Source organism: Coprococcus aceti, assembly GCF_025567285.1.
GTDB lineage: Bacteria > Bacillota > Clostridia > Lachnospirales > Lachnospiraceae > Coprococcus > Coprococcus aceti.
In genome coordinates this window covers 288,653-302,593 of the sequence record NZ_JAOQJT010000001.1, presented here as the reverse complement: position 1 = coordinate 302,593, position 13,941 = coordinate 288,653, and the positions used below count along the sequence as shown (strand labels likewise).

At 43.3% G+C, this 13,941-nt stretch carries 11 protein-coding genes and 2 tRNA genes; 5 read left to right on the top strand and 8 right to left on the bottom strand.

Annotation, left to right across the window (positions count from 1 at the left end):
* The first annotated feature begins 692 nt into the window (after positions 1 to 692).
* A complete protein-coding gene (locus tag OCV54_RS01420; RefSeq protein WP_055222378.1) occupies positions 693 to 2,072 on the top strand; it encodes an MATE family efflux transporter in 1,380 nt (459 codons plus the stop codon).
* Here the strand turns inward: OCV54_RS01420 and OCV54_RS01415 are convergent.
* From OCV54_RS01415 to OCV54_RS01390, 6 genes are all read right to left on the bottom strand, one after another.
* Positions 2,038 to 3,441, bottom strand: coding sequence for an MATE family efflux transporter (locus tag OCV54_RS01415; RefSeq protein ID WP_055222483.1), 1,404 nt, complete (start codon positions 3,439 to 3,441; stop codon positions 2,038 to 2,040). The genes OCV54_RS01420 and OCV54_RS01415 overlap by 35 nt on opposite strands.
* A 206-nt stretch (positions 3,442 to 3,647) precedes the next feature.
* Entirely contained in the window at positions 3,648 to 4,490 is an 843-nt protein-coding gene (locus OCV54_RS01410) for a hypothetical protein (protein WP_022217400.1), read from the bottom strand.
* A 136-nt stretch (positions 4,491 to 4,626) separates the two neighbouring features.
* Positions 4,627 to 5,490 carry an aldo/keto reductase gene (locus OCV54_RS01405; protein ID WP_055222377.1) on the bottom strand — a complete coding sequence of 288 codons (864 nt, stop codon included), beginning with the start codon at positions 5,488 to 5,490 and terminating at the stop codon, positions 4,627 to 4,629.
* An 87-nt stretch (positions 5,491 to 5,577) separates the two neighbouring features.
* Positions 5,578 to 6,306 carry a flavodoxin gene (locus tag OCV54_RS01400; RefSeq protein WP_015534419.1) on the bottom strand — a complete coding sequence of 243 codons (729 nt, stop codon included), beginning with the start codon at positions 6,304 to 6,306 and terminating at the stop codon, positions 5,578 to 5,580.
* 395 nt (positions 6,307 to 6,701) lie between these two features.
* On the bottom strand, positions 6,702 to 7,793 hold the full coding sequence (locus OCV54_RS01395; protein ID WP_015534420.1) for a PTS sugar transporter subunit IIC: 1,092 nt from the start codon (positions 7,791 to 7,793) through the stop codon (positions 6,702 to 6,704).
* A gap of 35 nt (positions 7,794 to 7,828) precedes the next feature.
* A complete protein-coding gene (locus OCV54_RS01390; protein ID WP_055222376.1) occupies positions 7,829 to 9,343 on the bottom strand; it encodes an aminoacyl-histidine dipeptidase in 1,515 nt (504 codons plus the stop codon).
* A gap of 271 nt (positions 9,344 to 9,614) precedes the next feature.
* Here OCV54_RS01390 and OCV54_RS01385 point away from each other — a divergent pair, with 271 nt between their 5' ends.
* Both OCV54_RS01385 and OCV54_RS01380 read left to right on the top strand, forming a co-directional pair.
* Positions 9,615 to 10,460, top strand: coding sequence for an Mrp/NBP35 family ATP-binding protein (locus tag OCV54_RS01385; RefSeq protein WP_022217397.1), 846 nt, complete (start codon positions 9,615 to 9,617; stop codon positions 10,458 to 10,460).
* 49 nt (positions 10,461 to 10,509) lie between these two features.
* A complete protein-coding gene (locus OCV54_RS01380; RefSeq protein ID WP_022217396.1) occupies positions 10,510 to 11,424 on the top strand; it encodes a radical SAM protein in 915 nt (304 codons plus the stop codon).
* Positions 11,425 to 11,522: 98 nt separating this feature from the next.
* Here the strand turns inward: OCV54_RS01380 and OCV54_RS01375 are convergent.
* Both OCV54_RS01375 and OCV54_RS01370 read right to left on the bottom strand, forming a co-directional pair.
* Positions 11,523 to 11,595 (bottom strand) — tRNA-Lys (locus tag OCV54_RS01375).
* Positions 11,596 to 11,767: 172 nt separating this feature from the next.
* Positions 11,768 to 11,840 (bottom strand) — tRNA-Lys (locus tag OCV54_RS01370).
* A 239-nt stretch (positions 11,841 to 12,079) separates the two neighbouring features.
* Here OCV54_RS01370 and trmB point away from each other — a divergent pair.
* Positions 12,080 to 12,727, top strand: a complete 648-nt coding sequence (trmB, locus tag OCV54_RS01365) for a tRNA (guanosine(46)-N7)-methyltransferase TrmB (RefSeq protein WP_055222375.1) — start codon at positions 12,080 to 12,082, stop codon at positions 12,725 to 12,727.
* A gap of 83 nt (positions 12,728 to 12,810) precedes the next feature.
* A complete protein-coding gene (locus OCV54_RS01360; RefSeq protein WP_055222374.1) occupies positions 12,811 to 13,941 on the top strand; it encodes an ATP-binding protein in 1,131 nt (376 codons plus the stop codon).

Below are 13,941 nucleotides of genomic sequence, written 5' to 3'. Positions count from 1 at the left end.
TTCCCTGTGCTCATCTCTTTCATATATGTCTATCAGGCTATCGTCAAAGGATCTATCAAATGTCACATGTCTTTCTGCAAACTAAAAAAGCACCACAGGACATAAAAAAATTCCTTATCCTACAAACATTAGGACAAGAAATCTAATCTCCTGCGGTGCCACCTAATTTCATCAATAAATAAAAAAAAATATATATAAATAATTTATATATATTTATATATATCGATGCCCTCGACCATATACAATCATATATGTACCTTCTATAACGGTAGGTCTCCGTCTCCCCTACTTGAATCTCAAATCTTTCGGTTTGCCCTCACAAGTCCATTCACCTGCACTCCCATCGCTGCAATCACACCACCTGCAACTCTCTGAACATGTTATATGCCGCTACTCCTCTTGATCAACGGTTTATCTTATATTTGTAACCATAATGCGCTTTCCTAGTAAATTTGTCAAGATTAATTTTTCAAGTTTCTGTCATATTTTCACTTGTTTTTTACTGTTTACCGCATATTTACTGGACTTTTTCCACTTATCATTTATTTTATACTTTCTTAATTATTTCCTGATTGACTTCTTCACCCAACTGAAATATCCTAGGGGACGGATGGGACAGGTACCTCCGTCCCCACGATGAACGACGGAGTTTTCATCGGATTTTATAAAGTTATCAACATTAAGGAGTAGTTATGAACACAAGTACAATTTCTTCAAATTCCGAAGAGAGGATGGGCACGGCGCCGATATTTAAACTTATGCTCTCCATGGGCATTCCAACATTTGTGGCGCAGCTCATCAATCTCTTATACAACATAGTGGACAGAATATACATAGGACATATCCCCGAGGTAGGCGCAGCATCCCTCACCGGAATCGGACTGTGTCTCCCGATCATCACCCTTGTAAGTGCATTCAGCGTGTTCGTGGGCGCGGGCGGAGCACCTCTGGCTTCCATTGCTCTCGGTAAAGACGACAGGGACAAGGCACAGCGCATCCTGTCAAATGGCGTAACCCTGCTCATCATATTTACAGTTATTGTTATGGCTGTCATCTACACATTGAAGAAACCGCTTCTGTATTTCTTCGGTGCCAGCGATGCCACCTATCCACATGCCGATGACTATCTGAGCATTTACCTTATAGGCACTATATTTGTCATGATCACCACCGGACTGAACACATTTATCACAGCCCAGGGACAGTCAAAGACCGCCATGTTTTCTGTGCTCATAGGAGCCATATTCAACATCATCCTCGATCCGATATTCATATTTGCACTGAACCTCGGAATCAAGGGTGCGGCCATAGCGACCGTCATATCCCAGGCGATAAGTGCGGCATGGGTTATCAGATTTCTGACATCCGACAAGGCTAGTCTTCGCATATCAGCGCAGATGATGCGTCCACAAGGCAAGCTGATCCTGTCAATTGCAGCTCTCGGTGTGTCACCATTTATCATGCAGGTCACGGAGAGCCTTATAACCATCGTGTTCACTCACGGGCTCCAGAAGTACGGCGATGACCTGTACGTGGGATCATTCACCATACTCCAAAGTATCATGCAGATTATATTTATCCCGATGAGCGGTTTCTCCCAGGGAGTCCAGCCCATCATCGGCTACAACTACGGCAAGGGCAACGTGGACAGAGTGAAGAAGACATGTACCATACTGATAACCATGTCCATCATAGTGTCATTTGTCCTGGCTGGGGCCGCATTCCTGTTTCCGTCCGTGGCTGCCGGAATATTTACATCAGATGAAGCACTCAAGGCACTCTGTGCAAAAGTTCTTCCGATATACATATTCGGAATGATGTTCTTTGGCATACAGAACGGATGTCAGCAGTCCTTCATATCCATGGGACAAGCAGGCAAATCCCTTATATTTGCACTGCTGAGAAAGGTCATACTGATAATCCCACTCGCGATCATCCTGCCATACTGCACGCACTCAGTCATGAGTATTTACTACGCCGAGCCTATCAGCGACATAGTGTCCGCATTCTCATGCGGCGCAACATTCATGCTGACATTTAAGTCAATGATGAAAGGTGCAGGGAAGAAGTAACCCTCCTCATTTTCCTTCTCAGCAACACCATGCCCACCACGCACGACACGATCTCCGTGATCGGGAATGCCCACCATATCAGTGATACATCCGCCTGACCGCCTCTGACCAGAGCCGCAAATGCTCCGGCAAGCGGCAGGATGATTATCAACTGTCTGAGCAGCGATATCACAAGCGATTCCACACCGCCTTCAAGGGCCTGATATATTCCCTGAAATGCAACATTTACCCCGGCAAATACGAAACTTAGGGAGATTATCCTCATGGCGTCTATAAAATACACTCTGGACTGTCCCGCATTAAAAAGTCCGGCAAATGCAGCTGGAAACAGCTCTGTCACAGCCATTCCAAACACCATCAGCACTATTGTGTAGATTATTCCATACTTAATCGCATCATTTATCCTCTTTCTGTCACCCATTCCATAGCTGTATGCCGTGATCGGGGTGATCGCATCCCTGAGTCCAAATGCGAGAAACAGCACAAACTGCTGAACCTTGTAGAACAGACCATATGCAGTCTGCGCCGACTGGTTAAACTTGAGAATGAGATTCAGCGCGTATACCATGATGGACATAAGTGCCTGGGCTATGATGGCCGGGAGTCCTATGGCATATATTCCCCGGATGATTCTCCAGTCAGGCTTCATGTATGCACATCCATGTTCAAATTCCTTATTAAGTCTCAGATGGAACACGCACAGCAGAACCGCAGACGCTATCTGACCTATAATAGTCGCATAGGCGGCTCCTCTGACACCCATCTCAGGAAATGGTCCCACTCCGTATATGAGAAGCGGATCAAGTATGATGTTTATGACAGCTCCCATCACCTGACCTATCGTTGAATACATGGATCTGCCAGTTGCCTGAAGCAGCTTCTCAAACATCGAGAAGAATATTATTCCAAATGAATACACACAGCATATTCTTAGATAATCCACAGCCATCTCTGTGACCTGCGTGTCCATAGTCTGTGAGACTATATAAGTCCTCACTCCCAATATTCCAAATAACAAACACACCACATATATTACAGCACCGAGAAACAGACTGTTGCCAGCCACCTTGGCAGCTCTTTCCTTATCACCCTGACCAAGGGTTCTGGCAATAAACGCATTTGTGCCGACTCCCGTGCCTATGCCCAGAGCAACCATGAGCATCTGCACCGGAAATACCAGCGTGAGGGCATTTAACGCGGCCTCACTTCCCACCTTCATATTTCCCACAAATGCGCTGTCTACGATGTTGTACACCGCCTGAAGCGCCATGGAAAGAATCATAGGAATACCCATCTGGATCATCAGCTTTCCAACTGGCATATCTTTCATCTTATTTCTCTCTCTGTTTTCCTCTTTGTTCTTATCCATTTCTTCCACTCTTCAAACTCCTTTCCCTGAACAAAAAAAGCAGCTACCGCCTAAGTTAGTTGGACTTACGCTGAATAGCTACACACTAGAAAATTATTATATATACACATAAAAAGCGAGTGACAAAACTGGATTTACGCAATCTTTGCCACTCGCTTTCGATGTGTATTATACTTTTTGTTTTTGAAAAAGTAAAGTTGTAAAATTTATAATGGACTGAACATGTTATCCAGAATATCCTGATAATTTCTGTCACCAAGTGTCTCTATAGCTATTATCATCGTATACTTTCCGTCATCTGATCTTACTATTACATTTGTCAGAGAGTACTCAGTTCCAGACATATCAGCCGTTGCTGTACATATGTAGTGCTCTTCGCCAAATACTGTACACTTGGAATAATCAGTCTCAATATTGCTTGCTTCAGCGCCAATTCTACTTGCTGTAGATGTAATAACAGTATCCATCTGAGCAACAGTTGCCTTTGCTACTGTATTCTCATCAGCCCACACATCATAACCGTAATTTCCACCACCCTTAGGGGACTTTATTTTGAGCAGAATATAGTGTGTACCATCATTTGCACAGAATGCATAATCGTTTCCTACCGTAAAGCTATTGTCCAGATTATCCAATGCCCTCTGTACAGTCTCATCGCTATTGGAATCCTCCACAACCTCAGAGATATCGGTGGCAGTCAGTAATGAACCTCTTGTCTGAATTCCATAGCTTCCTTCAAGGTTGATCTTAAATCCAAAATACGAATTCTCATAACCATTCTTGGTGTATACACCTACTATTGAAGGATCAGCTTCTGCCTCTTCACTGTCCTCTGTATCTTCCTCTGTGTCCTCCTCATCAATGGCGACCGAACTGTCCTCAGTATCATCTGCAGTGTCCTGTGTTTCAGTATCCTGCTCCTCTGTTGCTGCTTCTGTCTCAGCTTCAGTTGTAGCCTTAGTTACAGAATTGTCATTGCCCCCACAGCCTGTCAGCATCAATCCCATCATCATTGCAGCCACTACAATATAACTTGTTCCCTTTTTCATATTGTTCATTTCCTCCTAAATGTATAAAATTAGCAACATCTCTATTATAAGGTAACTATTATATTATGCAAGATATTTATGATTGCAAACTATACAAACCTGACGGCTGTCCACTATAGCTATGAACTTTTCTTTATTATATACGTCCACCATATACAGGAAAACCACTGCTCGCTCCATAGCTCTCGATCTTCTTGAAATTCTTAAGAGCCTCCATATCCTCTGCACTTATCTCGAAATCGACCTCTGTATTGCTCTTCATGTGCTCTGGATTGGCCGTCTTTGGCAGTGAAATTGTTCCGAGCTGGATAGTATATCTGATGCAGAGCTGTGGAACAGTCACACCATACTTGTCCGCCATAGCCTTGATCTCAGGCTGATTGAGTATCTCACCATGTGCGATAGGTGAATAAGCCTCAACAAGTATATCGTTCTTCTGACAGTAATCCACCAGTTCTATCGGAGTATTGCTGATGTGAAGAAGTATCTGGTTGACCATAGGCTTGATCTCAGCAGTCTCCATAAGGCTCTCGATATCACCGATCTGGAAATTGGATATACCAATAGCCTTGAGCTTGCCTTCCTTGTATGCCTCCTCAAGTGCTCTCCATGCTGCTCTGTTGCCCTCCACGTATCTGTCATCGCTCTGATTTACCTTTACCCAAGGCTGTGGGCTGTGAATGATCATCATATCGAGATAGTCAAGTCCCATCTTCTCAAGCGTTCCATCGATTCCCGCCTTGGCCTCCTCATATGTCTTGTGCTCAGCCGCAACCTTTGAGACTACGAACAGTTCTTCTCTTGGAATACCACAGGTTCTAACTCCTTCGCCTACTCCGCGCTCATTGCCGTATGCCTGTGCAGTGTCAATATGTCTGTAACCTATCTTTATGGCCTCCCTCACGGCATCTGCTACCTTGTCATCGTCGATGAACCATGTTCCAAGTCCAAGCTTTGGAATTGCTACTCCATTGTTAAGTGTGTAAGTTTCTTTTAACATTTTTATATCCTCCTGTTTCTTTTTATTTCAATTTCAAATTATTTCCAGCTATGTTTATTACATCTGTTCAGTTACTTATCTGACACATTACTGTCCAAGGCCGAGCCCGCTTATCCAGTCGGCCACATCCTGCTGTGTCACACCCGACGAGAATCTCTGACCATCCTTCCAGTCTCCGCTTCCTGCCTCAGAAGCCAGATCATCTGCACTGCTTCCCAGTCCTGAGCTCGCCGATGTGCAGAACGGATATACAGTCTTGCCAGTGAAGTCATTTGCCTTGACAAATGAATCTACCGGCCATGCAGACGTTCCCCACCATATAGGATAACCTACAAATACCGTATCATACGATTCCCAGCCAGGAACTTCAGTGGTGGTAAGCTCCACATCCCTGAGGCTTTCGTCATTGTGTTCCTTTGATACCCTGCTGCTGTCATCATTGTAGTTCAGATCATCCGATGTATACTCCTGGGCCGGGGTGATCTCAAATATATCTGCTCCTGTCTCTGCCGCTATATATTCTGCAGCATCTTTTGTATTTCCAGTTGCTGAAAAATAGATCACCAGAGTCTTACCTGTCTCTGTGTCAACATTGTCTGTCTCATCAGCGCTGCTTTCCTCGCTGGTCTGTTCCTCTGATACCGTAGAGTCAGCGTTGTCGTTGCTTGTATCGGCCTCATTGACCGCATCCGTAACAACCTCTGTCTGGGTTTCTGCCTGTGTGGTACTTTTACTTTCTGTGCTGTCACCACTTCCGCATCCAACAAGTCCAAAAGCCATAACAGCACACACTAAAAATGCTCCTAATTTCTTCATTAAAGCGTCCTCCTGTCTGTTTTAACTACCATATTTTCGAAAAACGTCAGGAACTGTTTCTCTGACATATCTAATAATACTCTTTGGAGTTCACTTCAAGGCAAGGACTTTTTTTGTATTCTTGATTTTTCTATCGTCTGCTCATTTTTGCTGTATTTTCACTCCACAAATCAAGCACCATATATTTTGTATCTTTTTCCTTCTGAATCACCCATTTTAGGAAAATATTATCTCCTTTTCCATATAAAAAGGCCCGAAAGACACAAAATCTGTAAATTTGTATCTTTCGAGCCAATTTCAATCTTATTTGCGAAAATATTGTATCTTTTCTGTTGTAATCTGCCTGATGGAAACAATTTTGAGATAATTTTCTTCCACCGGATTTCAGCCAATCTTTATGATAAAGTCATATCTCCATCCTTAACCCAGCCGAGTTTTCTCACCACCATGTTGATGAGCGGGCAGAGAACTGCAGGAAGTACAAATGAGATTAGGATCAGACCAACCCAGTCCATAGCTGTGACCGCTGTCTTGCTTCCCGCCTCGATATCATTCATCCAGCCTGTGTATACTCCGATCTGTCCAACCAGACCACATGTACCCATACCTGATGATACAGGAGTTCCATTCATCTGAAGCTTGAACAGACATGTTGCAAGAGGACCTGTGATCGCAGAGGTAACTATAGGTGCGATCCAGATTCTCGGATTCTTGATGATGTTACCCATCTGGAGCATTGATGTTCCGATTCCCTGTGAAACAAGGCCACCCCATTTATTCTCTCTGAATGACATAACTGCAAATCCAACCATCTGCGCACAACATCCCGCCACAGCAGCACCGCCGGCCAGACCTGTAAGTCCGAATGCCGCACATATCGCAGCGGATGATATCGGAAGTGTAAGTGCCACACCGACGAGAACTGATACCGCAATACCCATCCAGAACGGCTGAAGGTTTGTAGCCAGCATGATGAGATCTCCGACCTTCATGGCTATGGCACCGAGTGTAGGTGCAAGAAGTGCAGACACAGCCACACCACTTCCGATGGTAACCAGAGGTGTCACCAGTATGTCAATCTTTGTCTCCTTTGAGACAACCTTTCCAAGTTCAGTTGCAATAACTGCAATAAAATAAACTGCCAGCGGGCCTCCTGCGCCGCCCAAGGCATTTGCCGCAAATCCAACTGTTATCAGTGAGAACAATACGAGCTGTGGTGCCTTAAGAGCATATCCTATAGCCACCGCCATCGCAGGTCCTGCCATAGCAGATGCGAGACCTCCAACTGTATAATCTGTCCCATTCACGGTCGCAACAACCGCTTTAAGAAATGGCACACCAAACTGATTGCCAAGTGTGTTCAGGATAGTTCCGATAAGCAGAGTACAGAACAATCCCTGTGCCATGGCACCCAGGGCATCTATTCCGTATCTCTTGACACTGAACACAATGTCCTTCTTCTTCAAGAATCCTTTTACCTTTTCCATCATTCTTCTCCTTATTGGAATTATATTGCTGTCAATTACTTCAATTTCTCAAGTATACCCAGTGTATACCTCCATGTTCTCTGTACACTGGCAACATCCATAGACTCTCTGCTTGTATGGATATTCTTCATATCCGGGCCAAATGATACACAGTCCAGACCCGGCATCTTGCCAGCGAAAAGTCCACACTCCACTCCGGCGTGAATCGCCTGTATAACAGGCTTTCTTCCATACTGCTCTTCAAACACATCCACCATAATATCTCTGAGAGGAGAATCATGTCTGTACTCCCATGCAGGATAATCCCCCTGCACTTCCAGACTTCCACCAGCCGAGACAGATACACATCGGAGCTGATCTATCAGATTTTCCTTTTCAGACTGTACACTGCTTCTTACTGAAAAGCTTGCTGTGACCTCATCCTCAGTTGTATTCAATATTCCAAGATTCAGCGATGTCTGCACAAGCCCTTCTATATCATTGCTCATCTTCTGAATTCCATTTGGCATCATCATAAGACTCCTGATAACTATATCCGATGACTTTTCTGTCATAACTCTGTTGATCATGGTTCTACCATACATATCGTTCTGCACATCATCCGCGTTATTATATGAACCCAGATCATCTGACAGATCCGTTTCTACTTTCACTACAAGCTCTGGATCAGTATTTCCAAATTCATGCCTCAGAATATTCTCATTCTTTTCCGCAGATTTTACAAAGTTATCCACATCCTCCGGATCAATACCCACATATGCCTCCGCCTTGTTAGGTATTGCATTGTCCTTAAGACCGCCCTGTATAGATATCAGTCTGTATGGAACATCCCTTCCTATATTATATAGAAGTCTTGCAAGCTGCTTGTCGGCATTTGCCCTCTGTTTTATGATCTCCACGCCGGAATGTCCACCGGTAAGACCCTCTACAATAATTTTCACAACTAAATGATCATCTTCTGCATTCTCATATTCAACCGGAATATGGCACGTAGCACACGCACCTCCGGCACATGACACCAGCAGATACCCCTCATCCTCAGAATCCAGATTGAGCATGATCCGTGACTTAAGTGGACTACAGTCAATCGCCGCAGCTCCCAGCATTCCTATCTCCTCATCAACCGTAAATACACACTCAATCGGTGGATGTGGTATATCATCGGCATCCAGTATAGCCAGTGCAAATGCCACAGCTATCCCGTCATCTCCGCCAAGGGTGGTTCCATCAGCGGATATCACTCCGTCCTCAAGCACTAGTCTCAGTCCGTCCCGCTCAAAATCAATATCACAGTCAACATCTTTCTCACATACCATATCCATATGTCCCTGTAGCATGACAGGGGCACTGTCCTCATACCCGGCAGTTCCGTCCTTGAATATGATCACATTGTTGCTCTCATCCTGTATATATCTCAGATTTTTGTCTATGGCAAACTTCACCAGATAATCACTTATCTTCTTTGTATCCGACGATCCGTGTGGAATCCCGCATATCTCCTCAAAGAAACGAAAAACTCCATATGGCTCGATATTTGATAAAACTCCCATGCTATATTCTCCTTTTTATAGTATTTTTCATGCCCAATTACTTTATTAGAATACTTTCTATCAGGTATTTCATTTCAACTCTACAATCCGTATACTATCATGTCTCTGATTATATATTTGACACCCGTCAATTTCAACTCACCTCTCAAATTTCATAGTACCTGCATTCGTTGACTTTGTAACCTCTTAATGATATATATTAATCAAATGCGTAACTTAGCATACAACACAGATTGCACAGACATCCATGTGCAGTAGATTGGAGAGTATCATGTCAGAGAATTGTACACACAACTGCAGTACCTGTGGTCAGAGCTGTTCCAGCAGAACAGAACCACAGAGTCTTATCATAGAGCCACATCCAGGTTCACATATAAAACATATTATTGCCGTGGTCAGCGGCAAAGGAGGAGTCGGCAAATCCTCAGTAACCTGTCAGCTCGCCGTTCTCATGCAGCGCATGGGTTACAAGACAGCCATACTTGACGCAGATATCACAGGACCTTCTATTCCAAAGGCATTTGGCGTACATAAGACACCAGAGGCAGAAGGAGATTTCCTGTATCCCGATGAGACGGAAACAGGAATCAAGATCATGTCTGTGAATCTTCTTCTGGACGACGAGACAACACCTGTCCTCTGGAGAGGACCTATCATAGCGGGAACAGTCAAGCAGTTCTACTCAGACATCATCTGGGGAGACATAGACTATATGTTCATCGACTGTCCTCCTGGAACCGGTGACGTGCCACTTACCATATTCCAGTCCATCCCTATAGATGGAGTTGTGGTAGTTACCACCCCTCAGGATCTCGTATCTGTCATCGTTGGAAAGGCTGTTCACATGGCAGACAGCATGAATATCCCTGTCATTGGTATGATAGAGAATATGTCATATTTCATTTGTCCTGACTGCAATAACAAGCACTATATATTTGGCAAGAGCCAGCTTGAGCAGGTCATAAGAGACCTGTATATAGGCCACGCGATCCGTCTGCCTATCAATCCTTCCCTTGCGGGGCTTATGGATAGGGGTGAGATAGAGCACATGGAAGCAAATGCTGATCTTCAGGAATTTGCTGATCTCATAAGCACATTTGACCCTGACAAATACTAATTCACCTATCAGTTAATAACAATTATCATCTATTTTGGAGGTAAATAATATGGATATCCGGCACATCCTGAACAACTGCATATTGTGTCCAAGAAAATGCGGTGTAGACCGTACATCCGGTCACACAGGTGCCTGCCATATGACAGACACAGTCAGGGTGAGCCGTGCAGCACTCCACATGTGGGAAGAGCCATGTATATCCGGAGAGAACGGTTCAGGTGCCGTATTCTTCTCCGGATGTGCACTTGGATGCTGCTTCTGCCAGAATAAAGCCATATCCGGAGGCAAGGCTGGCAAGGATATATCCATATCAAGGCTGTGCAACATTTTCTTTGAGCTTCAGGATAAGGGTGCCAACAACATCAATCTTGTCACACCGGATCACTATATACCACAGATCATATCAGCTATAGACATGGCGAGATCACGGAACTTCAAGCTTCCATTTGTATATAACTGCAGTGGTTATGAAACGGCCGAGATGATACAGCTACTTGATGGCTATATAGACGTGTATCTTCCTGATTTCAAATTCATGTCACCGGATCTGTCCGCAAAATACAGTAATGCTCCAGACTATCCTGAACATGCCAAAGCCTCCATATCTGAGATGGTCAGACAATGCGGAGGAGACCAGACCCGCTTTGATGACGACGGAATTATGCAGAGAGGTGTTATCGTCCGTCATCTGCAGCTTCCTGATCATCTGGATGATTCCAAGTCAATAATCACATATCTATATAACACATACAAAGATTCAATATATATAAGCATCATGAACCAGTACACCCCTATGCCGGGAATTGAGAATAGATTTCCAGAGCTTGGCAGAACTATAACTTCTTCTGAATACGATGAGCTTGTGGATTATGCCATTGATATCGGCGTTGAAAATGGATTTATACAGGAGGGTGAGACAGCAAAAGAGAGCTTCATTCCAGCATTCGATAACGAAGGCGTGTAACCCACACATCTTCAAATAAGGAAATAAATAAAAGACCATGGATTTTTGCACAAAAAAATGGACCAGCCACAACATATTGCAGTCAATCCATCTTGTAGTGGGCCGCCGGGGGCTCGAACCCCGCACACCCTGATTAAGAGTCAGGTGCTCTACCAAATGAGCTAGCGGCCCGTATTTATTTGTTATGTTCGTCACAACAGAATAGATTATATATCAGTTCTGAGAATAATGCAAGTGTTTTTCTCATTTTTTTCAACTTTTCTGACATCCAGCAAATGATTTCAAACTGAGTGACAAAAAAATGGACCAGCCACAATTATATTGCAGTCAATCCACCTTGTAGTGGGCCGCCGGGGGCTCGAACCCCGCACACCCTGATTAAGAGTCAGGTGCTCTACCAAATGAGCTAGCGGCCCGTATTTATCATGTTGTGTTCGTCACAACAGATTAGAGTATACATTAGTTCTTTTTATAATGCAAGTGTTTTTTTCAACTTTTTTCATTTTTATTTGTTCGGTATTACTCTGCTCCTATCCCATACCAAAATTACCAGTTATATATATTGTTTGAATATCATTTTCGCCTATGTTATTATTATAAGGTATGACTTTTTCAATAAAAAGAAGATTTTTACAATAAATAGATGGAGATTACTATGAGACTGAGAAATGTAAAAGGATCAAGAGAGACTATCGCAGCAAATGACTATGTAGTGCACAATGAAACAGGCATGAAGGGGCATTGGCATGAGTTATTTGACAATGATAACCCTATACATATTGAGATAGGCATGGGCAAGGGACAGTTTATCATGGAGCTTGCAAGACGCAATCCTGATATCAATTACATAGGCATAGAGAAGTATTCAAGTGTCCTGGTGCGTGCCCTTGAGAAAAGAGAGCTTGGACCTGAGATGACGAATCTCTACTTTATAAGAATGGATGCCGAATATATAACTGACGTATTCGATACAAATGAAGTAGATAGAATATATCTCAATTTCTCGGACCCATGGCCAAAGGACAGGCATGCCAAGAGACGTCTCACATCTACACATTTTCTTGGTCTGTATGATCAGCTCCTCGCCCCTGAGGGAAGAGTTATATTTAAGACTGATAACAGAGGTCTCTTTGATTTCTCTCTGGAACAGGTTCCCGAGGCAGGATGGATCCTTGAGAACTACACATATGACCTTCACAATTCAGAATACAACGAAGGCAACATCATGACCGAGTATGAGACCAAATTCTCAGCAATGGGAACACCTATCAACAGACTCGTCGCATACAGAGAAAAGAAATAAACGTTGATTTTGCATTTGTTGACACACAGTTTTTGGTATACTACAATGAAGATTACAGCAAATTTATGGAAAGGAGTTTCATCATGGATACATCTTCTATAGAAAGTCTCAAATTGGTGCGCAAGACCAATCAGGATCTGTTGAATTTCTTCAATGATTCATATATCAGCAAGCTTGAGCAGGTTCAGTCACTCAAAACTGAAGATTTTGAACTCAAGGCAAAAATAGACCAGCTTATAAAGACATTAGATGTATACTCCTTCAAGACAAGCACTGGTCACAATGTATTTTCACCATTCTCAGTAGACACCACCTCACAGCAGGAAAAGGCTACTCAGATAGAGCTTCAGTTAAAAGAGCTTCAGGATATGCAGCAGACTCTTCATCTTCAGATCAAAGAGGACGAAGAAGAAACCGCATTGCTTAAGAAGCGTATAACTGATTTATCCACCTCCAACAGACATATAGATGATCTTCTGACGGAGGTGACTGAGGAAGTATCTACTATTAATAATGAAGATACAACAGAAACAGGCGGACCAGATACTGATTCCCTGACAGCAGCGGATCACGGAAAAAATATCCTCAGATTGTACCAATATGAGAAAAAACAGCTTGCGGACAGGATTCAATCCGACATCACAGATGTTCTTGACTCCAATTCACACAAGCTGGATGTACTGTCCTGGCTTATAAGATCAGATATCAACAGAGCTAAGGTCACACTCGAAGAGCTCACCTCATCAACGGCAAAACTTGCCGACCATGTAGATGAACTTGCCAATTCTCTCTCTGGAGAATCAGACAGCGAAGAGCCTGTATGGAATCATCTTGAGAAACTTTTCCAGGGTTACAGGGATGAACATCCTGAATGTGGCATATCATACGACATCAACTGTGCTGATTATGCCATGAATATTCCAGGTATTGTAGCTACATATCTTTTATCAATAACTAAAGATATTATGGACAACATATTTGTTCATTCAAATGCCAACAAGGTTTCAATCAAGATATATCTGAGCAGTAAGCTCATAGATGTATATATCAACGACAATGGCGTGGGTATAGACAACAATTATGATACCAACAGTCCATGGTACAGCAGTCTCCACAGAATCAAGGAGATCATATATCTGTTAAATGGAACTCTGAAGATCGATGGAGATTCAAAAACCGGAACAAATGTAAGATTTACTATTCCACTTGAATAA